Origin of the sequence: Nocardiopsis sp. FR4, assembly GCF_009830945.1 — a bacterium.
Classification (GTDB): domain Bacteria; phylum Actinomycetota; class Actinomycetes; order Streptosporangiales; family Streptosporangiaceae; genus Nocardiopsis.
The window spans coordinates 27,028-50,375 of the sequence record NZ_VWVV01000014.1 but is presented as its reverse complement, the minus strand read 5'-3'; the positions used below and the strand labels follow the sequence as shown (position 1 = coordinate 50,375).

Here is a 23,348-nt window from a genome sequence, read left to right as displayed (position 1 = left end):
GCCGGGCACCCGTGGGGTGCCCGGCCCCGGTGCTACCCGGCCCCGGTGCTACCCGGCCGCGGGCTCGGAGGCGAGGAAGACCAGCAGGCACACGTCGTCGTCGCAGTCCTGGTACTTGACCATGGCGTCCAGCAGGTCGTCGGCCGCCCTGTCGGGCCCGTCATCCCAGTAGGGCGGTCCGCCGAAGCCCTCCAGCAGGCGCTCGATCCCGTCGTCGATGGGCTCGCCGCGCCGTTCCACCAGCCCGTCGGTGTAGAGCAGCAGCGCCGAGCCGGGCGGCAGCGCGACGGTGCGGTCGGTGTATGAGGGCGCCACCGGCAGCCCCAGCATCCCGTCGTGCGGGAGTTCCACGACCCTGGCCCGGCCGGAGCCGTCCCGCCACAGCGGCGGCGGGTGTCCCGCGCTGGCCATCACCACCTCGGGGTCGCCGGGGCGGAAGCGCACGATGACGGCGGTCGCGAACAGGTCCGGTTCGAGGTGCTCCAGCAACCGGTGCAGGCGTTCCAGCAGCCCGGCCGGACTGCGCTCCTCCAGGGCGTACGCGCGCAGGGCCGTGCGCAGCTGGCCCATCATGACCGCGGCCTGGATGCCGTGGCCGGTGACGTCGCCCACGACCCCGATGAACTCGCCGTCGCCCAGGGGGAAGACGTCGTACCAGTCGCCGCCCACGTTCATGCCCCGGGTGGCCGGGAGGTAGCGGGCGGTCAACTCCATCCCCGGGGTCCGGGGCAGCTCGGTGAGCATGGCGCGCTGGAGGGTGGCGGCCGTGTCGCGTTCGCGCTCGAAGCGGCGGGCGTTGTCCAGCGCCACCGCCACCCGGTGCGCGAGTTCGATCAGCAGGACCTCGTCGTCGCTGCCCAGCTCGGCCCTACGCCGCAGCAGCATGACGCCGAGGAGCCGGGAACTCGTGAGTAGGGGCAGGGCGAGCTGCCCCTCCTGTGCCAGGGCGTCCGTGGGCCGCCTGCGGGCGGCGGCCAGCAGGACCGTGCCCGGAGCTGGCTCGTCCGGACCGCCGGGACCGCACAGGTCCCCGCTCTCCGCGGACAGCCACACCTCCACGGAGTCGGCGTGCCGGGGGACGAGGAGTTCCTGGAGGCCGGTGAAGATCTCCGCCTGGTTGAGGGGCGCCATCAGCCGGGCGCTGGCCGTGGACAGGAAGGTCAGCCTGTTCCGCGCGGCCTCCGCCTCGTCGCGTGCGGCCCGTTCGGCGGCCAGGAGCCGCCTCTGCTCGTCGCTGGCCTCGGCGAGCTCGGCGTGCAGCGCGAGCACGCCCTGGTTGGTCTCCTCCAACTCGCGCTGGTGCCAGTCCAGGTCGCGCCCGCGTTCGGCCGCCACGGCGGCCATCTCCCCGGCCTGGGCCGAGACGCGCAGCAGCTCGGCCGCCAGCAGCTCCACGTCGTCAGCGGGCGCCGCCGCGGTGCGCCGCGCACGGCCCTCCGCGTCGAGGGGTTCGTCGAGGGCGAGGGTGCGGGCCCAGGGGTCGGCGCCGGAACCGTCGCGGACCAAGGCCCTCAGGGCCCGGCCGTCCTCGGCGCACTCGACCTCCAGTACGGCCGACCGGTCCGCCTCGACCTCGCGCAGGGCGCGTGAGCAGGCGCCGTCCAGGCATTCCAGCACGACCTCCTGGCGGGCGGGCGCCGCCTCCAGGACGCGTGCCATGGCCGCGCGGGCCCGGGCCACGTCGACGACGGTGCGCACCCGCGCGTCGAACAGGACTCGACTCATGCCTCCCCTCCCTGTCCGGAGCGTACGGTGTGCGTGACCACCGCGACACAGGTGTCGTCGCGTGGCGTCCGTGCGGCGCTGCCGGAGTCGCGGAAGGCCGCGGCGGCCACCACCGCCGCGTCGTGGTCCCGCAGCCGCTCGATCCCCTCCGGTCTCCAGCGGCTGGGCAGCCCGTCGCTGTGCAGGACGAGCATGTCGCCCGGCCACCACTCGCGCCGGGCCGTGACGGGGGTGCGCAGGGAGAAGGCCCCCACGATCCCGGGCTGGGAGAGCAGTGTCTCCCAGCGTCCGCCGCGGTACAGGCGCGCGCCGATGTTACCGACCCCGCAGAAGGTGAGGCGGTGCCGGGACTCGTCCACCTCCGCGAGGGCGACGGCGATCCCTCGGGTACGGCGCAGTTCCTCGTGCAACCGCCGCAGCAGCACCTCGGGAGCGGTGCCCCCGTTGTCGAGCACGAAGCGGGCGGCCAGGTCGGAGGCCTCGGCGGCGGGCTCCCCGTGCCCGAGGCCGTCCGCGAGCATCACCGTACGGCGGCCCGCACCGCTGCGGAAGGCCAGGGCGTCGCCGGAGCGGGGGTACCCGCCCAGGGGTATGTGCAGCCCTCCGGCCACCGCCGGCGCCTCGAACAGGGCGCGTTCGGCGGGCCGGGCGAAGCGGGCCACGGCCACGGTGCCGCGCCCCGGGCTGCTCTGGAGCTCGAAGAAGTCGGCGGCCCGCGCGCAGGCGCCCAGGCCGGTGCCCAGGGAGCCGGCGGTGGAGAAGCCGTCCCGCAGGGCCGCGGGCACGTCGCGGATACCGGGCCCGTGGTCGAGCGCGAGCATCTGCAGGGCCCGCGCGCTCCCCCAGGGTTCGCGGGCCTCCTCGGCCACGAAGCGCCCTCCGCCCGCGTACTTGCACATGTTGGTGGCCAGTTCGGAGGCGGTGAGGACCGCGGCGTCCGTCCTGGCCCCGTCGAGCCCGAGGGAGCGCGCGGCCTCGGCGGCGGCCCGGGCCGCGTCGGGCACGAGGGTGGAGTCGGTGACGGACACCTCCCAGACCCTGGTCATCGGATCCCGCCGGGGAGGGAGTCGGTCCAGGAGGTGATGGTGACCCTGGTCCCGCCCCCGGGACCGCTCCCGATGTCGAACTCGTGCACGAGGCGCCGGGAACCGCTCAGCCCCATGCCCAGCCCGCCCGCCGTGGAGTAGCCGTCACTCAGGGCCAGGTCCACGTCCGGGATGCCCGGGCCGGAGTCGACGAAGCTCACGGACACGCCCCGGCCCCTCTCACCGTGGACGACGCTGATGTGTGCCGCTCCCCCGCCACCGTGCAGGAGCGTGTTGCGGGCCAACTCGCTGGCGGCCGTCACGAGCTTGGTCTGCTGGACGAGGCCGAAGCCGACCCGCTGCGCGAGCGCGCGTACCTGTTGGCGGACCGCGGTGAGATCGGTGTCCTTGCGGATGGGCACCCGCATCGGTTCCGCGGAGGTCTGGCTCATGTCGCGTTCCGTTCCTCCCGGACCGTGTCGGAGATGGTGACCCCGAAGGTGGCCGCCGCATCGGTGACGGTGCGGGCGGTGGCCATCCCGGGCAGGGTCAGGCCCAGTTCCACGAGGGTGATGGCCACCGCCGGGCGCATGCCGACCAGGACCGTCCTGGCGGCGAGCAGGCGCGAGGAGGCGGCGACCTCGGCCAGGACCCGGGCCAGGAAGGAGTCGACCATGTCGAGTGAGCTGATGTCGATGATGAGGCCGCGCGAGCCGGTCCGGGTGATCGCGGCGGTGACGTCCTCCTGGAGCTGGACCGCCGCGTCGTCGGGGAGCTCCCCCTGGATGCTGACGAACAGCAGCCCGCCGAGGTCCAGCACGGGGATGGACGGCCCCGGCAGGGGGTCCTCCCGGTCCCCGGTCACGACTGCCCCCGCACGGCCTGCTGCCCGCGTCCGTCGTCACGGCCCAGTGCCCACTGCAGAGCGTCGGCGAGGGTGGCGCGGGTGGTGACCGTGCTCAGGTCGAGCCCGAGCTGGACGATGGTCTGGGCGATGGCGGGGCGGATACCGGAGATGACGCACTCCGCGCCCATGAGCCGCGCCGAGGCGACGGTCTTCATGAGGTGCTGCGCGACCAGGGAGTCGACGGTGGGCACACCGGTGATGTCGAGGATGGCGATGGTGGCCTTGTGCTCGACGATGGCCTCCAGGAGGTTCTCCATCACGATCTGGCTGCGCGCGCTGTCGAGCATGCCGATGAGGGGCACGGCGACGAGGCGGTCCCAGAGCTTGATGACCGGCGTGGCCATCTCCAGCAGCTGCTGCCGCTGGCGCAGGATGATCTCCTGGTTCTCCTGGAGCATGGTCTCGATCACCGCGACCCGCAGGGTGGCGAAGAGGGTCACGAGGTGGATCCGGGCCTCGCAGGTGTCCTCGACGCCGAGTTCGTCGGTCTCGGCCTCCAGCAGGTCCAGCGCGGCGTCGCGCAGGGCGCCCACCTCGCGGTCGACCTGGCTCATGGACAGGCCCGAGCGCGCCCGCGAGGAGGTCATGGCAGCGAGCTGCTGCCGGATGGGCTGGAAACCGGGGGCCTCCAGGTCCTCCAGCCGCCCGCTCTCGGCGACGGAGGCCAGGGAGTCGACGACCGCGTGACAGGCCTCGACGGCCTCGTCCCGGGTGACCGTGAACACGGCCTGGAAGAGGGGGAGGTCGGCCCAGCGCTGCGCGACCTGTTCGCCGCGCCGCCGCAGGAGACCGGCCACGGCCTCCGTTCCCGCGCGGGCGGGGTCGGACGGTCCGTCAGTCATACTTCTCCTCATCGTCACTCATGGTCGGGAGTCGAGGCCAGGAGGTGTTCGTTTGCCGCCTGACAATTGTCTACCAGACAGAATCCGGCAGCGGGCGAATCAGGCGGACCGGGACGGCTGCGCGGCTGAACCCCCGGTGAACAGCCACCGGGCGCCGTGGCGCCTCTCCTCCGGCCCAGCCCGCCCCGGGGGCCGTATGCGGCACGGTCCGCGTTCGGGAGCGCCCGGAGGGAGCCTACCCGCGCCGCCACGGGACGGGAGCCCGTCTCCGGGGCCTTTTCCGTCCGGTCAGGGCCTCCCCCTCCAGTCGAGGCAGAGCACGAGCGCGTCGTCGACGGACTCCCGGCCGCTCTGGTAGTCGGCCAGGTGGCGCAACACCTCCTGGGGGACCGAGGCGCTGGGCAGCAGCCGGGTGGCCAGCACGGCCTTGGCCAGGGCCTTGTCACCGAAGGTCTCCTTCTCGGAGGTACCGCGCGCGTCGAAGACGCCGTCACTGGCGAAGACCAGCCGGTCACCGGCCTCGACCTTGAACCTCTGCGCGGTGTACACGCTGTCCTCGGCCATGCCCAACGGCAGCTGGGGTTCGAGCGGGAACTGGTTGACGCGGTCCCCCCGCAGCACGTACAGGCGCGGCGATCCGGCGTCGACCACCTCCACCTCGCCGCTGTCGAGGTCGAAGCGGAGCATCAGGACGTCCAGGTAGCGCTCGCCGCCGTACTTGGCGTAGACCGCCTTGTCGGCCAGGGCCACCTGGTCGGCCAGTTCCACGCCGCCGCGGCGGGCGTTGCGCAGCGCGTTGACGGCCAGGCTGGTCAGGAGCGAGGCCTCGATGCCCTCGCCCATGCCGTTGGTGACGCTGAGGTCGAGCCGGTCCGGTTCGGCGGCCCAGTCGAAGTTGTCACCCCGTATCGAGTAGGCGGGTTGGAGCTGGGCCCCGATGGTGTACTCGGCGCATTCATAGCCCCGGCCCGGCAGCAGGTCCCACTGCATCTCGGCGGCCAGGGTGAGGCGGTCCCTGCGGCGCAGAACGCGGTAGACGTCGGTGTCGCGCTCGGCCACCAGGATCTCGTGCGCCAGCGCGTCGGCGATCTCCGCCAGCTCCGACAGCAGCTCCTGGGAGAGTTCGCTCGCCCTGACCTCGACGCTGAGGACGCCCAGCCGGTCGCCGCGCGCGCTCACCGGGAGGTGGACCACCTCGAGCTCGCTTCCGAGGTCGTCCTCGGCGAGGATCTCCTGCGAACCGAAGACCCTGCCCAGCACAGTGTTGAAGACGGAGTGCTCCTCACCGCACTCCCCGAAGGGCTCGGAGACCTGGCAGAGTACCTTGAGTCCGTAGTCCGCGAGGAAGAGCTCGGCGGACACCGCCCCGTAGTGCTCCTTGAGTTCCTGGCGGAGTACCGCCACGAGCTCGTGAGGAGCGGCCCTGCGAAGGGACCGCGCAACGGCCTCGGATCTGATCACTGTGGTCGACCTGCGTTTTCTGTGCCAGAAGAAGGTGCCGCCGTACCGGCACGGGCACGGTCAGCGGACATGAAACCGGGTGTTCCGTTATGGTCGTAGAGATACCCGCTCGCCGAGCACGGCCGGGTACCGCTCACAGACGTAATTTCGTGAGAGTGGAAAGTGAGTCCTGAATCGCAGGAACAAGCGGCTGAGGCGGCCCGTGCGGCCTCCGCCGTCACCGAACTGATGGAAGTGCTCTGGGGGCGCGGACGCGAGATCGCTTCCTCACCCGTCTCCCCCCCGCAACTCAAGGTCCTCTTCATCCTGGAGGGAGAGGACGGTGTGAACCTGCGTACTGTCACCGAGCGCCTGGGCTCCACCCCTCCGTCCGTGAGCAGGTTGTGCGACCGCCTCCAGGCGGTCGGTTTCGTCCAGCGGACACCGAGTCCGAACAGCCGTCGGGAGCTGCGGCTCTGGCTGAGCGAGAGCGGCCGTTCCTTCCTCCGCGACCTCCGGGCGCGCAGGGAGGCGGAACTCCACGAGGTCATCGCCCGCATGCCCCCGCGAAAGCGGGCGATGCTGCTGGAAGGACTCACGTCCTTCCGCGAGGCGGCGAGCCGCTCCGGTGAGCACTCCGACAGCCCCGAACGACCGGCGTTCCGTACGGCCTGAGGCCGAAGGGGCGCGGTCGGGACGGTCAGCCCGGTGCCACCGTGGGTGGAACCTCCGCGTCCCCGCACTGCCCGGGGTCGCGACCGCCTTGCGGGCGGGCTTTCCAAGTGCTCACAATGCCGACTGGTTCAACTATTGTCAAGCGGCAACAGTCTACCCGTAACAGCCACCCTCTCCGAGGGCTGACGAGCGAGGGGGGCTCCGGTGCCCGCCGGACGACCGGTGCCCGGCGGGAACTGACGCAGGCCCTCCGGACGGTCCCGGGGAAGTCCCGTCTGGTCGGCCCCGGCCCCCGTGGCCGCGGGCTCCGAGGCCGGCCGCCCGGTCTCGGCGGGGCCGGGGGTTCGAAGCACCGGGTCCACGCGCTCACTCGCCGAGCCGCTCGTCGGCCCGGGCCGGGACGCGGGAGACCTCCGCGACCGCCTGGCGGCTGTCCGGGCGCCCCTGTTCCACCGCGGACAGCAGTTCCTCGTGTCCGCGGGCCGCATCGGGGCGCCCGCGGATCTCCGCGGACCGAGCCCGGGACGGGCGGAACTGCCACGGCGGCCCCGGGGCCTGTCCGGTCTGGGCATCGGTGCCCGCCTCGACGAGCCGGCGGTCGGAACCGCGCAGGCGGGAGGGGGTGGTCCGGGCCGGGGCCCCGCGCGGGGCCCCGGGGTCGGACGCCGGGCGAGGAACAGGAAGGCTCTCGGACGCCTGGACCGGGGGTCGCTCGGACACGGCCATCGCCCCGCCTTCGGATCTGGAAGCCGCTGTCGCCTCAGCAGCAACCTACCTCCCGCGTCCGCGCCCAGGAGGGCTTTCCACACCCTGCGCACGACCGGCACCGGCCGAACCGGAAGGCGCGCCGACCACCCCCCGCGGAGCCGGGACCCCGCGGGCGCGCCGCGCGGGGGCGGATCAGATGATCGGCGGACGCCCCGCCCGGGTCATCCGCCAGGCGGTCGCCCAGCTGATCGGGGTGCGGGGCCCGGCGTCCTGGCTCCAGCCCTCACGGAAACCGGCGAACCACGAGCGCAGCGCGCTCCGGTCGCGTTCGCGCAGCACGGTCAGCCCCACCCAGACGGTCAGGTAGACCAGGGCGAGCAGCCAGGGCAGGTTGCGCCGGGCCAGCCACACCCGGTTGCGCGCGTTGAGCCGGTAGAAGTTCTCGTGGCGGGTGGGCGCCACCGCCGGGTGGTACATCACCGCCTCGGCGTCGTACTCGATCCCGTAGCCCGCGTCCATGATCCGCCAGGCCAGGTCGGTCTCCTCGTGGGCGTAGAAGAAGTCGCCGGGCAGTCCTCCCCCGGCCTCGAAGGCCGTGCGGCGGATCGCGCACGCCCCGCCCAGGAACGTGGTCACCACGCTCGACCTGCGGGAGTCGCCCACGCGCAGGCGGGGCACGTGGCGGCGCTGGTCGGGTCCGCCGTCGGGGTCGGCGATCCGGAAGGACAGGGCCCCCAGGGAGGGGTCGGCGGCGAAGCGCTCGCGCACGTGGCGGGCCAGGTCGGTGGAGCGGTACCAGCCGTCGTCGTCCAGGAAGAGGATCACGTCGCCGCTGGTGGCCCGCACGCCGTGGTTGCGCCCCTCGGGGATGCCCACGTTCTCCGGCAGGCGCACCTGCTTGACCCCGCCGGGCAGCTCAGGCAGGTCCGCGCCGTTGCCGACCACCACGACCTCGACGTCCGCGCCCTCCTGCTCGAACACACTGGTGATCGCCCGGCGCAGCTCGGCGGGGCGGTTGCCCATCGTGAGCACGACGCAGGACAGGGTTGGCGCGGACACCGGGGGGCGGCTCCGTTCGGATCTGGGAGCCCGGAAGCGCTCCTCCTCAGACACTCGGGGCTGCTCCCGCGTCTCGGGGGCTCCCGGCGAAACCCCGACTTCGGGGTTTCCGGAGCTGGACGAGGGCGGAGTCACGGGTGTGGCCATGCTTGCGACCGTTCAGTGGACGACACGTTTCTGGAGAGTGGACTCGTCCCAACGCTCACAGAAACAGACTAACGAAAGAATAAATGGAAGGTACATGGGGCCGTGAACAGGGTAACCTGCACGGCCCCATTTGTGACGTCAACGTCACTGGCGCGTTGTCCGTGTCATCTGGAGATCATTCGAGGCGCCGTGAGGCGAGCACGCTCACGAAGTGGGCGGCGCTCATGAGCACCCCCACCGCCGCGCACGCCGCCACCAGGACCCGGGTGGCGGCCAGGTCGCCCGCGACCGCGTCCACGACGGCCGCCACGACGACGATCAGGGACAGTTCGACGGCCTGGATGAGCCGGTGCACCCTCAGAGCCGAGGCGGCCCGGCGGGCCAGGCTCAGGCCCGAGGAGCGCGGGCGCATCGCCTCGTCGGAGACCTTCTCGGGCAGTCCCGCCTTGGCGCGCGCCACCACCACGTTGTCGGTCTCGGCCTTGATCAGCGCGACACCGAGGGCGGCGGTCATGCCCAGCACGACCCAGCCGCCGGGTTCCCACGCGCCCTGGGCGCGCACGCCCAGGCCGACCAGGAGCGCGATCTCGGCCACGTAGTGGCCGATGCGGTCCAGGTAGATCCCGGCCACGCTGGTGCGGCCGGTGTAGCGGGCGACCTCGCCGTCGGAGCAGTCCAGCAGCAGGTACACCTGCACGAGGAGCGCGGCCGCCAGGGCCGACCACAGGCCGCCGAAGGCGACCACGACCCCGGCCAGCACGCCGGAGGCCATCATCAGGTAGGTGATCGGGTTCGGGGGGACGCCGAGCCGCACGAAGACGGTGCTCAGGTACGGGGAGAGGTCGCGCATGTAGAGGCGCCCCGCCCAGTGCTCCTCGTTGGTCCTCTCCTTGATGCCGGGGGGCTGGCCGCCTGCCCTGACCTCAGCGACCGACGGCTTCGACATAGTCCTTGACACTCCGTCCGATCTCGTCCTCGGAGAGGTTCAGGTGTTCCAGGATGGTGAACCGCCCCGGACGGGTGTCGGGGGCGCGGACCACCGCGCGCGTGAACGCCTCCTCGTCGAGGCCGACGTCGGAGGGCGCCACGGGCAGCTCGTGGCGGACCAGGCAGTCGCGGATCTCCCGCATGCGGGCCTCGGGCCAGTCCAGGTGCCGCACGCGCAGGAAGGAGGCGTACAGCGCGCCCAGCCCGGCGAGTTCGCCGTGGTTGCTGGTACCCGGGTAGAGCTGGGTGACCGCGTGCAGGACCTCGTGGCACGCGCCGCTGGCCGGGCGGCTGGACCCGGCCACCGACATGGCCATGCCCGAGAGCACCAGGCCCTCGGCGAGCACCGTGAGGAAGGCGTCGGAGTCCACCGAGTCGGGCCGGTGCAGGACCGCCTCGGCAGCGACCCGGGCGAAGGTGACGGACATGCCGTCCACCGGCTCGCCGTTCACCCGGCCGGCCAGTTCCCAGTCCTCGATGGCGGAGATGTTGCTGACCACGTCGCCGACGCCCGAGCGCACCAGGTGGGAGGGGGCCGAGCGCACGTAGTCGAGGTCGATGACCACGGCGATGGGCATGGTCACGCCGATGGAGGGCTTGCCCCCCTCGTGCTCCAGCGAGCTGACCGGGGAGGCGATGCCGTCGTGGGCGAGATTGGTGGCCACGGCCACCATGGGGATCCCCGCCATGGTGGCGGCGAACTTGGTGACGTCGATGGTCTTGCCGCCGCCGATCCCGGCGACCGCCTCGTAGGCGCCCGAGCGCAGCTTCTTGCCCAGCTCGGTGGCGGCGTCGACAGTGCCCTCGTCCACACGGAAGATCTCGCAGTGGGGCAGGTCCAGGTCGGCCGCGATCTGCGCGCCCTGTCCCGGGCCCACGGCCACGGCGATGCGCCCCTCGGTGGCGATGCGCCGGTCGGCGAGCACCGAGCCCAGGGAGGCGACGGCTCCGCGCCGGACGTCGATCGCCAGCGGGGAGGGGAGCATACGGGCTAGTAGCGGCACGCGATCTCCCTCGCCTTGGCCAGGTCGTCGTGGTTGTCGACCTCCACCCAGTCGACCTCGCCGATCGGCGCCACGGAGACCTTCTCCCCGCGGTTGACCAGCTCCTGGTAGCCGTCCTCGTAGTACAGCTGCGGGTCGCGCTCCCAGGTGGCCCTGAGCGCGTCGGCGAGGCGGGCGTCCAGGGAGCCCTCGATGAGGGTGGCGCCGATGTACTCGCCCGCGGCGGCGGCCGGGTCCATGAGCTTGGTGATGCGGCGCAGGTGGCCCCCCTCGTCGAGGGTCACCTTCATCTCCTCGTCAGCAAGGCTTTTCACGTTGTCCACCGCGAGGAGGAGTTCCGGCCCCCTGGCGGCGAGTAGCGTTTCCTCGACACTCACGGGGTGCACCGTGTCGCCGTTGACCAGGAGGACGCCCTCGGAGAAGAACTCGCGCGCGGTCCACAGGGAGTAGGCGTTGTTCCACTCCTCGGCCTTGTCGTTGTAGCTGAGGGTGAGCTTGACGCCGTGGCGCTCCTCCAGGGCCTCCTTGCGCGCCTCGACCGCCTCGGCGCGGTAGCCGACCACCACGACGACGTCGGTGAGCCCGGCGGCCGCCAGGTTGCGCAGCGAGATGTCCATGATGGTGGTCTCGCCGTCGACGGGGACCAGGGCCTTGGGAAGCGTGTCGGTGTAGGGGCGTAGCCGGCGCCCCGCGCCTGCGGCGAGAACCATTCCGAGCATGAGGGCGTGTTCCTCCTTAGGTCGGGGAGGCTCTCATGCCTCCCCGGTCGTTCCAGCGGCCGGTCGGCCCCCGTCCGGCTGCCCGTTCGGGGCGTCGCCGGGGCCCCTCGGGCCGTCGGCCTCGTCGGCGTTCCCGCCGCCGGAGCGGTCGCGGACGTCGGCCACCGGCGTCGCGCTCCAGGTGCGCACGGCCTCGCGGACGAGCAGGAGCACCAGGTATCCGGCGAGTATGCCGTAAGCCGCGGTGAGCGCGTGGACCGCGCCCCCGGCCGAGACGACGAGCATCCGCCCGTCCCAGCCCAGGGCCGCCGCGCGCACACCGCTCGGCCTGGCCACTCCGGCCTCCGGACGTGCCGCGTCGTCCCGGTGGTGACAGGCGACCGCCATCAAGAGTACGGACACCAGGAACCCCGGTACGCCGGACGCCAGCCCCAGGACCGCCAGGTATCCGTACTCGGTGACGCGCAGGACGGGTGGCACGAGCCAGTCGAACCGTCCGTCGTGGGGATGGCCCGAGGCCGGTCCGGACAGTAACAGGGCAGCGACCGGTGCGAACAGGGTAATGCCTGCCAGCTGTCCGTGGCCCGCCACGAGGAGGGTTCCCACGACCAGCGCCCCCGTCAGCGCCGGGAGCAGGGGCGGCACCGCCCCCGGGGCGAGCCTGCCGAGCAGGGCGCAGATGTGGCTGTCGTCACGGAGGAGGCGCAGGTCGGGGACGGTCGGATCGAGCCGTTCCCGTGGCCCCGCCCCGGTGTGCCCGGTGTCGGCGGCCGTCACCGCGGGACTCCGGGGGCGGTGGGGCCGACGACTCGCGCGGTGACCGCGATGGCGCAGCCGAAGATGAGGGTGACGAAGGCGACCCGCGCGTCCCACAGCGTGACGGTCACCGCGATGACCGCGAAGCGGACGGGCTGGGAGAAGGTCACCAGGTGGTGGACCGGCGCGGACACGGACACGGGCGAGGAGGACGCCTCCGGGCGCCGTGCGGGTCCGCTCCTCCCGTCCCCGACCCTCCCCGACTCCCCGGACCCTCCCCCGGCCCCGGACGCCCCGGTGGCGACGCCGCCCGGGGCCGTGGCCACCGTGGTGCCGAACAGGCGGGAGGTCAGGTCCGGGTCGCTCTTTCGGGGCCCCTGGGGAGGCTGTGGCGTCAGAGCACTCAGGAAACCGCCCTGGCGGCCCTGAGAGGGGGGCACGGGCCCTTTCGGGGTCCGGCCCGCCCCGGGGGCGGCCGGGGCGGTCTCGGCCGCCAGGAGCGAGTCGCGCAGGGCCAGGGCGACGAGCGCGCCCGCGGCCCAGCCCCACGCGCCGTTGACCCCGGCCAGCACCGCTCCGGCCGCCAGACCGAGGTAGACCGCGTACTCGCGCAGCTGCGACAGCATGGCGGCGAGCCACAGGGTGAGCGCGTCGCGGCGGTCGGCGCGCATGCGCCCGCGGACCGCGTCGCAGAAGAGCACCGCTCCGAGGAGGGCCGACCCGGCCAGGCCGCCGAGCGCGTCGGCCCGGGAGAACCAGACCGCCGCGCCCACCGCCACCAGGACGCTGATCCGGGTCACGCCCGCCCGGGTGACGTGTCTGCGTTCCAGCGTCCGCGCGACCAGCCGCGCCATCGTGCCGCCGTCGGCCATGGATCCTCCCCCAGCTCTGCTGAGAGACACCGTTGCTTACGCTTTGTAGTCATTCAATCACTGACACGCACGGCCGGTTGCGGTTGGCGGCGGACGCCGGGCGGGGCGCTTTTCGGACCGTGCGGACGCGAATGCGCGCACCACCGGAACTCGCCGACGGTGCGCGCACGGTACGGGGCCTGGTGCGTCCGGCGGCCGCTCAGGCGGCCTGCCCGCCGTCACCCGTCCTGTTCGGCCCTCCGGGCCTCCTCGGCGCGCTTCTTCTCCGCCTCGCGCTTCTTGCGCTCGGCGATCTTGGCCTTGGTGTCCTCGTTGTAGGCGGCCAGCGCGGCGTCGATGTCGGTGTCCAGGGCCAGTCCGCCGCCCTTGACGTACAGGCCGCGGTTGCAGAAGCGGCGCAGGTCGTTCTCACTGTGCGAGACCAGGACCATCGTGCGCTGGTTGGCCAGCATCCGCTCGATGGCCTCGTAGCACTTGCGCTTGAAGGCCTTGTCGCCCACCGCGAGCACCTCGTCGACCAGCATGATCGGGTGCTCCAGCTGGGAGATGAGCGCGAAGCCCAGGCGCACCTTCATGCCGCTGGAGTAGTGGCGCACCGGGGTGTCCACGAACTTGGACTCGATCTCGGCGAAGTCGATGATCTCGTCGAAGCGCTCGTCGATCTGCTTCTCGGTCATCCCGTGCAGGGAGCCGACCAGGTACACGTTCTCGCGGCCGGTGAGGTTGTCGTTGAACCCGGCCCGCAGCTCCAGGAGGGGGGCCACCTTGCCCCGGACGTGGACCTCGCCCTCATCGGGGATGAGGACCCCGGCGATGAGCTTGAGCAGGGTCGACTTGCCGGTGCCGTTCTTGCCGACGATGCCGACGCACTCACCCCGGTTGATCTCGAAGCTGACGTCGCGCAGCGGCCAGAACTCGTCGCCCTGGGCGTTGGGGTCGCGCTTGGTGCCGTGGATGAACATCTCGCGCAGGCTGCGCTTGCGGCGGCGGTTCACGGCGAACTTGACGCCAAGCCCCTTGGCCTCGATGACCGGCCCGGTGGCGAGCCCGGCGCCGTAGGTCGTCTGCGCCATCACAACTCCTTCAGGACGGACATCTCGAGGCGGCGGAACGTCCAGTATCCGATGATCAGTATGAGAACCGAACCGACCACCGACGAGACCAACGCGAGAGTGCTCGGGGTGAGTTCCGCGAAGTTCGCGAACCACACGGCGCGGTGCATCTCGAAGATACCCAGGAGCGGGTTGAGCTGGAACACCGTCTTGGCCCAGTCCGGGACCTGCTGGGCGTCGAGCACCAGGGCGGCCGGGAACAGGATCGCCGACCCGTAGAACAGCAGGCGCGAGGCGATGCGCACCAGGCGCTCCACGTCGCGCAGCAGCACGTTGACCGCGGACAGGAACAGGGTGAGGCCGAGTCCGAACGTGAACTGCAGCACGATGGCCAGCGGCAGCCACAGGAGCACGCCCTCCCACGAGGGCCTGCCGCCGAGGACCACCACGAAGACGATGAGCACCGGCCAGGTGAGCAGGTACTCGATGAACTTCGTGCCCACGGTGGCCATGGGGAAGATCTCCCGCGGCACCTTCATGGTGGTGATCAGCTTGGAGTGCGTGATCATCGCCCGGGGGGCCTCGGAGAGGATCGCGCCGAAGGTGTTCCACGGCAGGATCCCGGCCACCAGGAAGAGCAGGAAGCCGCCCTGTGCCAGAGCGTCCTCCGGCATGCCCCGGGTGGCGTTGAGGATGACGCCGAAGACGAAGAAGTAGACCATCGTCAGAGCCAGCGGCTCCAACATGGTCCAGGCGTATCCCAGTACGGACTGCTGGTACTTGACCTTCAGGTCGCGCCGGACCAGGAGGCCGACGACCTTCCGGTGCTCCCAGACGGCCAGCGCCCTTGACGCCACCGCCACCTCCAAGGATTGAATGTCTCGTCCGGTCCACGGTGTGCCGGACAGGCGTGTTCGTGCTCGCCTGCGCGCACCGGCCGACATACGTGTTCGCACCCCGCGCGGCGGAGCGCGGCGGGGGAGTGTGTCCGGGCGACCGGGGGATGTCACGGACAGCGCCCGGCTCCACGACCGCGTCTCGGAGGAGGTCTGCACCGGGCACGCCCTACAGGCGTCCATAGGTTACCGCTGTGCACGACGGGTCGCGCCACCCCACCTATCACGAATGGGTCATATGTCCGCTCGTTCACCGCGGGGACCCGCCCGGGTCCCCGCCCGGCCCCGGACGGGTCGTGAACCGGTTCCGGGGCGTGGGTGAACGGGTCCCGCACCGGCCGCGGGCGGGCGCCGGTCCGCTAGCCTCGGCCGGGAGAGCCAGTGGGCCCGGGGCGCGCGACCGCCCCGGCCCCGACGGAAGAGGTGGAGCCATGCGTCCGCGCGTGATCGCGGCGGTTCTGGCCGGAGGTGTCGGCGCGCGGATGGGCGCCTCCTCCCCCAAACAACTGCTGTCCCTGGCCGGGCGGCCCGTTCTGGAGCACACGATCGCCGCGTTCGAGGCCTGCCCGGACGTGGACGAGATCATCGTGCTCATGGTGGAGGAGTACCTGCCGCGCGTGCGGGAGCTCGTGGCCGCGGCCGGGTTCACCAAGGTCGGCGCGGTGCTTCCGGGCGGGGCCACCCGCACCGAGACCTCCATGGCCGCCCTGGCCGCCATGGGGAGCGCCGCCGACACCGACCTGGCCCTGCTGCACGACGCCGCGCGCCCGCTCGTGCGCCCGGCCACGATCAGCGCGTGCGTGGCCGCCCTGCGGGAGGCGCGGGCGGTCGGGGTGGCGGTACCCAGCGCCGACACCGTGGTCCGCGTGGCGCCGGGCCGCTCCGGCGGCGAGGCGATCGCGCAGGTCCCCCCGCGCGCGGAACTGCGCAGGATGCAGACCCCCCAGGGCTTCACGCTGGGCGTGGCCCGCCGGGCCTACGCGCTGGCGGCGGCCGACCCGGACCTGGTGGCCACCGACGACTGCGGGGTGGTGCTGCGCTACCTGCCGGGTGAGGAGGTGCGGACCGTGCCGGGTGAGGAGGACAACATCAAGATGACCAACCCGGGCGACATCGAGCTCGCCGAGGCGCTGCTGCGCCGCAGGGGCCGGAGCGCCGTCCTGTCGGAGGCCGAGGCGTGAGCGGGGTGTTCGAGGCGACCGAGGTGATCGGGCACCGGGGCGCGGGGCGCGGCGTGGTGGGCGGCGCCCGGGAGAACACCCCCGAGTCCTACGCCGCCGCGGCGGCGGCCGGGGCGGACTGGGTCGAGATCGACGTGCGCCGCACCGCGGACGACGCCCTGGTCCTGTATCACAACGCCGCCCTGGACGACGGGCGCCCGGTCGTGGAGCTGACCGTCCGCGAGTGCGCCGAGGCGGGTGTGGTCGGCCTGGACGAGGGCCTGGCCGCGATCCCGGCCGGGGTGGGGCTGGACGTGGACGTCAAGACGGTGATGGAGGACGCGGTCGACGCCCCGGCGCGGCGGACGCTCTCCCTCCTGCTGCCCCGCCTGCGCCGCGAGGCGGCGCGGCGGCGGGTGTTCGTGTGCTCCTTCGACCCCGGCGTCCTGCTGGGCGTGCGGGAGGGGGCCCCGGGCGTGCCCACGGCGTGGATGCCCTTCGTGCGCAACCCGCTGGACCAGGCGGTGGCGGGCGCGGCCGGGATGGGCTGCCCGGTCGTGGCCGTGGACGCGCGCTCGTTCGGGCTGGCCGGGGAGGCGCCCCGCCCGGACCGCCGTACGGTGGAGTACACCGTGGACCTGGCGCACCGGGCGGGGATCGAGGTGGTCTCGTGGTGCCCGAACCCGGTGGACGCGGCCCGCTTCGCCGAGGCGGGCATGGACGCGGTCGTGGTGGATGACGTCCCCGGCGCGGTCCGCGCCCTGGCGGCGGTGGGCGCCCGGACCCCCGTGGCGCCCGGGCTGGCGGTCGACCCGCCGGGGGCCTGAGGCGGAGCGGGCCGCGTCCCGCTCAGATCCGGTCGAGGAGCTCGGCCTTCTTGGCGGTGAACTCCTCGTCGGTGAGCAGGCCCTCGTCGTGCAACTCGCCCAGCCGCTTGATCTGCCGGAAGATCCAGTCGGTGTCCCGCACCCGCTCCGCCCCGCCGGAGGGCTTCTCCGCCCCGGCCCGCAGCGCCCGCAGCACCCGTGACGCCGGCGACCCCTGCGCCGGACCCTCGTCCGCCGCCCAGACGCGGGCGGTGACGGCCGCGGCCATCAGCAGCGCGTCGTAGGACTCGGCGCCCTCGTCGGCGCGCAGGACGTGGAGGTCGTTGGCGGGCTTGGCCGGGCCCTCCTTCGCGCTGGTGTCGGTGACCACCCGCAGGTATCCCCACTCCCAGTCGTCGGCGGGCGTCCACTCCGCCCCGGTGACCCGGTCCAGGGGGTACTCACGGCGCTGCACCTTGCGCTTGCGTCCGTTGGCCGCGGCCCCGGACCAGACCAGGAGCACACGGGAGCGGTCGACGGTCGCGGTGCCCTCGGCGGTGCGGATGTGGAAGGGCGGGGGCGGGACCAGCCGGGTGGCGGTGTCGGCGGGCGGGGGGTCGGTGTGCCGCTCGGCGGCGAAGCGGATCTGGTCCGCCAGGTACTCGGTGACCAGCTCCGTGGCGGCCGGCCCGGTGAGGCGGAAGGGCTGCGGCCCCTCCCGGAGCATGGCGCCGACCGCCGCGTAGGGGTCCGTCCGCTCGCGCAGGCGCAGCTGGAGGAGCCAGCCCCTCCCGCGGCCCCCGCCGGGCCGGAAGTCCACCTCGGCGACGGCGCCCACCGGGAGCTCCAGCCGGCCGATCCGCTTGAGCAGCGGGTCCTTGAACCAGCCCCGGGTGTGGTAGGTGATGGCGACCGTCTCGCCGTCGAACCGCCACGTCGCCTGGTCGCCGCGTACGTCGTCCATGGTGCCCCTTCCGTCCTCCGGCTCCTGCCTAGCAGAGGGAGCGGCGCCGCACGAGGGCGGGCGGGGGCCGGAAGCGGTCAGGTGCGGGCGGCCTGCGCGGTGCGCGAGTCCGAGCCGAGCCCGGGCGGGCTGGTGAGGAACCCCGCGCCCCAGGACATGTGCATGGTGGCCAGCGCGACCGGGATCATCGGCAGGCTGGCGGCGGGCAGGCCGCGGCCGAGCGGTACCGAGGCCGCCGTGACCAGGGCCAGGTAGGCGGCGGGGACGAGGAACAGCGGCCAGAGGAAGAAGCCGCCGACCAGCCCGGCGAGCACGCCGACCAGGGCGACGGGAGGGGCGAGGTAGCGCAGGTTGATGGTGCCCTTGTGCTGGCGGGCGACCACCCGGCGCCAGCGGCCGTAGTGGAAGTACTGCTTGGCGAGCAGGCGCACGTTGCGGCGGGGCCGGTAGGAGACCCGCATGCGCGGCTGGAACCACACGGTGCCCCCGCTCTGGCGGATGCGGTGGTTCATCTCCCAGTCCTGGGCGCGCAGGAAGGCCTCGTCGTAGCCGCCGACGCGCTCCAGCGCCGAGCGCCGGAAGACGCCCAGGTAGACGGTGTCGGCGGGGCCGCCCTCGCCGCCGGTGTGGAAGCGCGCGTTGCCCACGCCCACCTTGGAGGTCATCGCGGCGGCGACGGCCTTCTCCCAGGGGGTGGTGCCCTCGGCGGCCATGATGCCGCCGACGTTGTCGGCGCCGGTCTCGCGGAGCGTCTCCACCGCCACCCTCAGGTAGTCCGAGGGCATCATGGCGTGCCCGTCGATCCGGGCGACGATGTCGTGGGAGGAGGCTCCGATCGCGGCGTTGAGCCCGGCGGGGGTCTTCCCCGTGGGGTTGTCGACCACCCTGACCCGGGGGTCGGCGGCGGCGAGCGCGTCGGCCACCTCGCGGGTCCGGTCCGAGGAGGGCCCGACCCCGAGCACGACCTCCAGTTCGCCCGGGTACTCCTGGGCGAGGACGTGTTCCACCGCCGCGGCGAGGTGGCGTTCCTCGTTGAGGACGGGCATGACGACGGAGACAGGCGGCCAGGACACGGGCACTTCCCAGGTTTCGAGACGTGTCGGGACTGCGTAGGAGCGTACGCGGGTCAACGGTACTGCACCCGCGCGGACCCGGCGGCCCGGCGGGATCCGCCGGGCCCGGGAGGTGTTCTCAGCCCTGGTTCTTGACGGGCAGGCCCTGCGCGTCCTTGAAGGAGCCCACGATGATCATGATGAGGTCGATGAGGGCCCAGACGCCGACACCACCGCAGGTCAGCAGCATGAGGATGCCGGTGCCGATCTTGCCGACGTAGAAGCGGTGGACGCCGAGGCCGCCGAGGAACAGGCTCAGCAGGAGCACGGTCAGCCAGTTCTTGTCGGAGACCGGTTCGAGATGGGGCTGCTTGTACATGGTCGAGACTCCGGGGGTTTCTCAGGGAATGAAGGGCAAACGCGCTCGGTCCGGTTCGGACACGGCGAACGGGGCCCTCCGGTGGAACCGGGCGGGCCCTCGTCGACGCCTTGTGAGCGAGACCATCCTGCCGTGTCCGACCAGGGGTGCGGTCACGCGGCGGTACCGGATTCGACTCAGGACGGAGCCCCCGGGCCGAACCGCTGCCGTCCGGGGAGCGTCCCACGTGTGAAGACGGGCAGGCAAAGGGGAGGACAACACGCCGGGGGTTGACATCCCGCGCGCTCGTGCGGAACGGGTGACAACCTAAAGATATGGACACCGTTGACGGGTGGGACGGGGACTGCCGATGAGTGACGACAGGCACGGGCCCGCGGACGGGTTCCGCCGCGAGCGCTCCCAGCCGCTTCCGCCCGAGCGCTCCCCCAGATCCGGGCGGGTGACCGTGCCGAGCCGCGCGGTACGGCGCCGCCGGGCCGGGCTGCTGCTGATGAGCGCGCTCTCGGTCCTGGTCCTGTTCGCCTCGGGGACCTCCTGGGCGCTCACCGGATGGATGTCGGGGACCCTCAACCGGTTCGACGTGTTCGGCGGCCTGTCCGAGGACGAGCGGCCGGAGTCGACCGGGGGCCTGGCCTTCCTGGTGATCGGCTCCGACAACCGCGACGGGATGAGCCAGGAGGACCAGGAGGAACTGAGCGTGGGGTCCACGCCGGGCCAGCGCTCCGACTCCATGATGCTGGTGCGGCTGAACCACGCGCGCGACCGCGTCACCGTGGTCGGCATCCCCCGCGACCTGTGGGTGGACATCCCCGGCCAGGGCGAGGACAAGGTCAACGCCGCCTACGCCTACGGCGGACCGCAGTTGGCCGTGCGCACCGTGGAGTCCCTGACGAACGTGAGGATCGACCACTACGTCGAGGTGGACTTCCACGGCTTCGTGGAAGTCGTGGACGCGCTGGGCGGGATCGAGGTGTGCCTGCCCGAGCCGATCAGGGACCCCAAGGCGCAGCTGGACATGGCCGCCGGGACCCACCGGGTGGACGGCACCGAGGCCCTGGCCTTCGCGCGCACCCGCGCCACCAGCCGGGGCGACCTGGACCGCATCGACCGCCAGCAGCAGGTGCTGTCCGCGATGCTCGACCAGGCGATGAGCAGCGAGACCCTCTCCGACCCCGCCAAGCTGACCGCGTTCCTGGACAGCGCCCTGTCCTCGGTGACCGTGGACGAGGGGCTGGACACCCGCACCATCAACGAACTCGCCTACCAGATGCGCGACCTGGAGCTGGGGTCGGTCACCTTCACCCAGGTGCCCATCGCCGACATGGAGTACTGGACCCCGCGCGGGGACGTGGCCCTGCTGTGGGACGAGACCGCGGCCCGGGAGATGTTCGCCGCGATCCAGGCCGACCGGCCGATCGCCAAGCCCTCACCCTCCCCCGAATCCGAGCCCGACCCCGGCGACATCCGCGTGCGGGTGTTCAACGGCATCGGCACGCCGGGGCTGGGGTCGGAACTGGACGGCGCGCTGACCGCCGCCGGGTTCGAGGTGACCGCCCCGGCGGCGAACTGGAGCTCCAGCGACGTCGCCCGGAGCCAGGTCCGCCACGGCCCGGACGACGCGGCCGAGGCGGAGTACGTGGCCTCGCTGATCCCGGGCGCCGAGACCGTGCGGGACCGCACCCTGGACGGCGAACTGCAGATCGTGATCGGATTCGACTACACGGACTTCGAGGCACCGGCCGGGGGGAGCGGGGGCGCCGGGCCGGAGGAGGGCCCCTCCCCCGACGAGAGCTCCCCGGGCGTGTCGACCGCCCGGGACAACGTCTGCCGTTGAGAAGGAGGGTTGACCGTGCTCCACCACCTGGTCGGGTTCCTCGCCGGTGCCGCCCTGTCCCCCGTGCTGTGGATCGCCGCCGCCTGGTCCGCCGGGCTCCTGCCCCGGATCGCCGAGGGCGACGTGACCGTGGCCACGGTGTCGTCGGTGGTGGTGCTGTGCCTGGTGGGAGCCGTGTGCGCCTATCTGGTGGCGTCCCGGGTCTCGCCCCTGGCAGCCGGGGCCAGCGGGGCCCTGCTCACGGCGCTGTGCCTGTGGCCCGTCGTGCACCCGGCCTCCATGGAGGGGACGCTGTCCTGGCTGAACCCGGACAGCTGGGTGTACCCGTCCGGCGCGGGTCTGGCGGTGGCGCTGCCGCTGGGCACGCTGCTGCTGTTCTCCGCGCTGGTTCCCGCGCGCTGGCGGACCGCCGCGGGCGCGGGCCCGCGGGTCGTGGCCAGCGCCAACCGGGAGGAGTACCGCCGCGCGGCCCGGGAGGCGGATCCGACGGACACGGCCCGGGGCGGCGACACCGTCCCGGAGGCGGTCCCCGACGTGCCTCCGCCCCCGGAGGGCGGGGTTTCCGGGGACGATCCCACCAAGACCACCATCCCCTTCCGCCGCGGTGAGGACGGCGCGGTGTGGACACCCCTGGACGAGGGGTACGGGGAGTCCGGGGGGCTGGGGGAGCGCCCGCGCTGAGCACCGCCCCGTGACCGCCGCTCCGGACCCACCGGTAACCTGAGCGCCTGACTGTTCACGCGGTGTTCGGTCACGCGCCACGACCCGGCGCGTAGGGTGATGCATCACGCCCGGGCACCACCCGTAGGCCGAACCATGTCCGTTTCCTGCCCTCCAGCAGGGTGTTGACCGCCTTCAGCGGGCACAACAAGCAGCACGGGAGCGGACGAAAGCGAGGAAGGACACAAGCCAGTGGTCGAAGCGGACCGTATGCGCGTCTCCGTCATCGGTACCGGTTATCTGGGTGCCACCACCGCGGCCTGCCTGGCCGAGATGGGGTTCGAGGTCCTGGGCCTCGACGTCGACGAGGCCAAGATCGACATGCTCCGCTCCGGTCGGGTGCCCTTCTACGAGCCCGGTCTCGACGAGCTGCTCACCGCCAACCTGGAGGCCGGGCGGCTGCGTTTCACGACCTCCTTCCCCGAGGTGGCGGAGTTCGCGGACCTGCACCTGATCTGCGTGGGCACGCCGCAGCGCGACGACTCCGGCGCGGCCGACCTGCGCTACGTCAACGCCGCGGTGGACCAGCTGGCCCCGCACCTGACCCGCCCCACCGTGGTCGTGGGCCGCTCCACAGTCCCGGTGGGCACCGCCGCCACCCTGGCCGCGCGGCTGTCCGCGCTGGCGCCCGCCGGCGACGAGGCCGAGCTGGGCTGGAGCCCGGAGTTCCTGCGTGAGGGCTTCGGTGTGGAGGACACGCTGCACCCGAACCGGATCGTGATCGGCACCGACTCGCCTCGGGTGGAGAAGGCCGTGCGGGCGCTGTGGCAGCGCCAGATCGACGACGGCACCCCCTTCATGGTGACCGACATGCAGACCGCCGAGCTGGTCAAGGTGTCGGCCAACGCCTTCCTCGCCACGAAGATCTCCTTCATCAACGCCATGGCGGAGGTGTCGGAGGTGGCCGGGGCCGACGTCATCCAGCTGGCTGAGGCCCTGTCCTACGACGACCGCATCGGCGGCAAGTTCCTCGGTCCGGGCCTGGGCTTCGGCGGCGGCTGCCTGCCCAAGGACATCCGCGCGTTCATGGCGCGCGCCGACGAGCTGGGCGTGGAGCCCGCGCTGTCCTTCCTGCGCGAGGTGGACGCGATCAACCAGCGCCGCCGCGCGCGCACCATCGACATCGCCCGCCAGCTGATCGGCGGCAGTTTCGCCGGGCGCACGGTGACCGTGCTGGGCGCGGCGTTCAAACCCAACTCCGACGACATCCGCGACTCGCCCGCGCTGGACGTGGCCGCCACCATCGCCTCGCTGGGCGCGCGGGTGACGGTGTACGACCCGGCGGCGCTGGAGCGGGCCCGCGAGGCGCACCCGGAGCTGGAGTACGCGGACTCCATGCTGGATGCCGCGCGCGGCGCCGACGTGGTGCTGCTGCTCACCGAGTGGGCCGAGTTCCGCGAGGCCAACCCGGACGAGCTGGCCGAGGTGGTGGCCGGCAAGCGCATCGTGGACGGCCGCAACGCGCTCGACCCCACGTACTGGCGCGCCTCGGGCTGGACCTACCGGGCGCTGGGCCGCCAGTAGCCCCGGGACGGTACCGGAGGCCGGCCCCGCCGGGGCCGGCCCCGCGTTTTCGGGCGAGTTCCCCTCGGCAACCGGCACACCGTGGTTGACTTCAC

General features: G+C 72.8%; 24 protein-coding genes. 6 read left to right on the top strand and 18 right to left on the bottom strand.

The window, feature by feature from the left end; genetic code table 11:
- Positions 1-48 precede the first annotated feature (48 nt).
- The 6 genes from FYW95_RS15015 to FYW95_RS14990 form a co-directional block, all read right to left on the bottom strand.
- A complete protein-coding gene (locus FYW95_RS15015) occupies positions 49-1,725 on the bottom strand; it encodes a PP2C family protein-serine/threonine phosphatase (RefSeq protein ID WP_159940420.1) in 1,677 nt (558 codons plus the stop codon).
- A complete protein-coding gene (locus FYW95_RS15010; protein ID WP_159940418.1) occupies positions 1,722-2,771 on the bottom strand; it encodes an ATP-binding SpoIIE family protein phosphatase in 1,050 nt (349 codons plus the stop codon). Before FYW95_RS15010 ends, FYW95_RS15015 begins: the two co-directional genes overlap by 4 nt.
- Positions 2,768-3,202 (bottom strand): anti-sigma regulatory factor, encoded by a 435-nt coding sequence (locus tag FYW95_RS15005; protein WP_159940416.1) that lies wholly within the window; start codon positions 3,200-3,202, stop codon positions 2,768-2,770. The genes FYW95_RS15010 and FYW95_RS15005 overlap by 4 nt, the downstream gene beginning before the upstream one ends.
- A complete protein-coding gene (locus FYW95_RS15000; protein WP_236567603.1) occupies positions 3,199-3,615 on the bottom strand; it encodes an STAS domain-containing protein in 417 nt (138 codons plus the stop codon). Before FYW95_RS15000 ends, FYW95_RS15005 begins: the two co-directional genes overlap by 4 nt.
- Positions 3,612-4,499 carry an STAS domain-containing protein gene (locus FYW95_RS14995; protein ID WP_159940414.1) on the bottom strand — a complete coding sequence of 296 codons (888 nt, stop codon included), beginning with the start codon at positions 4,497-4,499 and terminating at the stop codon, positions 3,612-3,614. Before FYW95_RS14995 ends, FYW95_RS15000 begins: the two co-directional genes overlap by 4 nt.
- 288 nt (positions 4,500-4,787) lie before the next feature.
- Positions 4,788-5,903, bottom strand: a complete 1,116-nt coding sequence (locus tag FYW95_RS14990) for a PP2C family protein-serine/threonine phosphatase (protein WP_236567602.1) — start codon at positions 5,901-5,903, stop codon at positions 4,788-4,790.
- 285 nt (positions 5,904-6,188) lie between these two features.
- On the opposite strand from FYW95_RS14990, the gene FYW95_RS14985 reads away from it, so the two are divergent.
- Positions 6,189-6,614: a MarR family winged helix-turn-helix transcriptional regulator gene (locus FYW95_RS14985; protein WP_159940410.1), complete on the top strand. Its 426-nt coding sequence runs from the start codon at positions 6,189-6,191 to the stop codon at positions 6,612-6,614.
- Positions 6,615-6,980: 366 nt separating this feature from the next.
- Here the strand turns inward: FYW95_RS14985 and FYW95_RS14980 are convergent, their stop codons facing one another.
- The 9 genes from FYW95_RS14980 to FYW95_RS14940 all read right to left on the bottom strand — a co-directional run bounded on the left by FYW95_RS14980 (position 6,981) and on the right by FYW95_RS14940 (position 14,787).
- The gene (locus FYW95_RS14980) at positions 6,981-7,340 is read right to left on the bottom strand and encodes a hypothetical protein (RefSeq protein ID WP_159940408.1); all 360 of its coding nucleotides are present in this window, start codon (positions 7,338-7,340) and stop codon (positions 6,981-6,983) included.
- Between the two features lie 174 nt (positions 7,341-7,514).
- A complete protein-coding gene (locus tag FYW95_RS14975) occupies positions 7,515-8,381 on the bottom strand; it encodes a glycosyltransferase family 2 protein (RefSeq protein ID WP_159940406.1) in 867 nt (288 codons plus the stop codon).
- A gap of 322 nt (positions 8,382-8,703) precedes the next feature.
- Positions 8,704-9,474 carry a CDP-alcohol phosphatidyltransferase family protein gene (locus tag FYW95_RS14970; RefSeq protein ID WP_159940404.1) on the bottom strand — a complete coding sequence of 257 codons (771 nt, stop codon included), beginning with the start codon at positions 9,472-9,474 and terminating at the stop codon, positions 8,704-8,706.
- Positions 9,452-10,501 (bottom strand): iron-containing alcohol dehydrogenase family protein, encoded by a 1,050-nt coding sequence (locus FYW95_RS14965; protein ID WP_159940402.1) that lies wholly within the window; start codon positions 10,499-10,501, stop codon positions 9,452-9,454. Before FYW95_RS14965 ends, FYW95_RS14970 begins: the two co-directional genes overlap by 23 nt.
- 5 nt (positions 10,502-10,506) lie before the next feature.
- Positions 10,507-11,238: a phosphocholine cytidylyltransferase family protein gene (locus FYW95_RS14960; protein ID WP_159940400.1), complete on the bottom strand. Its 732-nt coding sequence runs from the start codon at positions 11,236-11,238 to the stop codon at positions 10,507-10,509.
- A gap of 33 nt (positions 11,239-11,271) precedes the next feature.
- Positions 11,272-12,015: a DUF5941 domain-containing protein gene (locus FYW95_RS14955; RefSeq protein ID WP_201294877.1), complete on the bottom strand. Its 744-nt coding sequence runs from the start codon at positions 12,013-12,015 to the stop codon at positions 11,272-11,274.
- A complete protein-coding gene (locus FYW95_RS14950; protein ID WP_160050432.1) occupies positions 12,012-12,866 on the bottom strand; it encodes a hypothetical protein in 855 nt (284 codons plus the stop codon). Before FYW95_RS14950 ends, FYW95_RS14955 begins: the two co-directional genes overlap by 4 nt.
- A gap of 218 nt (positions 12,867-13,084) precedes the next feature.
- Positions 13,085-13,939, bottom strand: coding sequence for an ABC transporter ATP-binding protein (locus tag FYW95_RS14945; RefSeq protein ID WP_160050431.1), 855 nt, complete (start codon positions 13,937-13,939; stop codon positions 13,085-13,087).
- A complete protein-coding gene (locus FYW95_RS14940; RefSeq protein ID WP_159940394.1) occupies positions 13,939-14,787 on the bottom strand; it encodes an ABC transporter permease in 849 nt (282 codons plus the stop codon). The genes FYW95_RS14945 and FYW95_RS14940 overlap by 1 nt, the downstream gene beginning before the upstream one ends.
- 458 nt (positions 14,788-15,245) lie before the next feature.
- On the opposite strand from FYW95_RS14940, the gene FYW95_RS14935 reads away from it, so the two are divergent.
- Positions 15,246-15,995 carry an IspD/TarI family cytidylyltransferase gene (locus FYW95_RS14935; RefSeq protein WP_160050430.1) on the top strand — a complete coding sequence of 250 codons (750 nt, stop codon included), beginning with the start codon at positions 15,246-15,248 and terminating at the stop codon, positions 15,993-15,995.
- A complete protein-coding gene (locus FYW95_RS14930; protein ID WP_160050429.1) occupies positions 15,992-16,801 on the top strand; it encodes a glycerophosphodiester phosphodiesterase in 810 nt (269 codons plus the stop codon). The genes FYW95_RS14935 and FYW95_RS14930 overlap by 4 nt, the downstream gene beginning before the upstream one ends.
- A gap of 22 nt (positions 16,802-16,823) precedes the next feature.
- On the opposite strand, the gene FYW95_RS14925 is transcribed toward FYW95_RS14930, so the two are convergent.
- The 3 genes from FYW95_RS14925 to FYW95_RS14915 form a co-directional block, all read right to left on the bottom strand.
- Entirely contained in the window at positions 16,824-17,744 is a 921-nt protein-coding gene (locus FYW95_RS14925; RefSeq protein WP_159940388.1) for a DUF4429 domain-containing protein, read from the bottom strand.
- A gap of 77 nt (positions 17,745-17,821) precedes the next feature.
- On the bottom strand, positions 17,822-18,817 hold the full coding sequence (locus tag FYW95_RS14920) for a glycosyltransferase family 2 protein (RefSeq protein ID WP_159940386.1): 996 nt from the start codon (positions 18,815-18,817) through the stop codon (positions 17,822-17,824).
- Between the two features lie 118 nt (positions 18,818-18,935).
- On the bottom strand, positions 18,936-19,175 hold the full coding sequence (locus tag FYW95_RS14915; protein ID WP_159940384.1) for a TM2 domain-containing protein: 240 nt from the start codon (positions 19,173-19,175) through the stop codon (positions 18,936-18,938).
- Positions 19,176-19,524: 349 nt separating this feature from the next.
- Between FYW95_RS14915 and FYW95_RS14910 the strand changes: the two genes are divergently transcribed.
- From FYW95_RS14910 to FYW95_RS14900, 3 genes are all read left to right on the top strand, one after another.
- On the top strand, positions 19,525-21,009 hold the full coding sequence (locus tag FYW95_RS14910) for an LCP family protein (RefSeq protein ID WP_160050428.1): 1,485 nt from the start codon (positions 19,525-19,527) through the stop codon (positions 21,007-21,009).
- Positions 21,010-21,024: 15 nt separating this feature from the next.
- Positions 21,025-21,690, top strand: a complete 666-nt coding sequence (locus FYW95_RS14905) for a YIP1 family protein (protein ID WP_160050446.1) — start codon at positions 21,025-21,027, stop codon at positions 21,688-21,690.
- A 231-nt stretch (positions 21,691-21,921) separates the two neighbouring features.
- On the top strand, positions 21,922-23,253 hold the full coding sequence (locus FYW95_RS14900; RefSeq protein WP_159940380.1) for a UDP-glucose dehydrogenase family protein: 1,332 nt from the start codon (positions 21,922-21,924) through the stop codon (positions 23,251-23,253).
- The last annotated feature ends 95 nt before the right edge of the window (positions 23,254-23,348 follow it).

Coding starts and splice junctions, on each gene's coding strand:
- FYW95_RS15015 (WP_159940420.1), bottom strand. CDS start 1,725: ATGAGTCGAGTCCTGTTCGACGCGCGGGTGCGCACCGTCGTCGACGTG.
- FYW95_RS15010 (WP_159940418.1), bottom strand. CDS start 2,771: ATGACCAGGGTCTGGGAGGTGTCCGTCACCGACTCCACCCTCGTGCCC.
- FYW95_RS15005 (WP_159940416.1), bottom strand. CDS start 3,202: ATGAGCCAGACCTCCGCGGAACCGATGCGGGTGCCCATCCGCAAGGAC.
- FYW95_RS14995 (WP_159940414.1), bottom strand. CDS start 4,499: ATGACTGACGGACCGTCCGACCCCGCCCGCGCGGGAACGGAGGCCGTG.
- FYW95_RS14985 (WP_159940410.1), top strand. CDS start 6,189: ATGGAAGTGCTCTGGGGGCGCGGACGCGAGATCGCTTCCTCACCCGTC.
- FYW95_RS14980 (WP_159940408.1), bottom strand. CDS start 7,340: ATGGCCGTGTCCGAGCGACCCCCGGTCCAGGCGTCCGAGAGCCTTCCT.
- FYW95_RS14970 (WP_159940404.1), bottom strand. CDS start 9,474: ATGTCGAAGCCGTCGGTCGCTGAGGTCAGGGCAGGCGGCCAGCCCCCC.
- FYW95_RS14965 (WP_159940402.1), bottom strand. CDS start 10,501: ATGCTCCCCTCCCCGCTGGCGATCGACGTCCGGCGCGGAGCCGTCGCC.
- FYW95_RS14960 (WP_159940400.1), bottom strand. CDS start 11,238: ATGCTCGGAATGGTTCTCGCCGCAGGCGCGGGGCGCCGGCTACGCCCC.
- FYW95_RS14950 (WP_160050432.1), bottom strand. CDS start 12,866: ATGGCCGACGGCGGCACGATGGCGCGGCTGGTCGCGCGGACGCTGGAA.
- FYW95_RS14945 (WP_160050431.1), bottom strand. CDS start 13,939: ATGGCGCAGACGACCTACGGCGCCGGGCTCGCCACCGGGCCGGTCATC.
- FYW95_RS14935 (WP_160050430.1), top strand. CDS start 15,246: ATGCGTCCGCGCGTGATCGCGGCGGTTCTGGCCGGAGGTGTCGGCGCG.
- FYW95_RS14925 (WP_159940388.1), bottom strand. CDS start 17,744: ATGGACGACGTACGCGGCGACCAGGCGACGTGGCGGTTCGACGGCGAG.
- FYW95_RS14915 (WP_159940384.1), bottom strand. CDS start 19,175: ATGTACAAGCAGCCCCATCTCGAACCGGTCTCCGACAAGAACTGGCTG.
- FYW95_RS14910 (WP_160050428.1), top strand. CDS start 19,525: ATGAGTGACGACAGGCACGGGCCCGCGGACGGGTTCCGCCGCGAGCGC.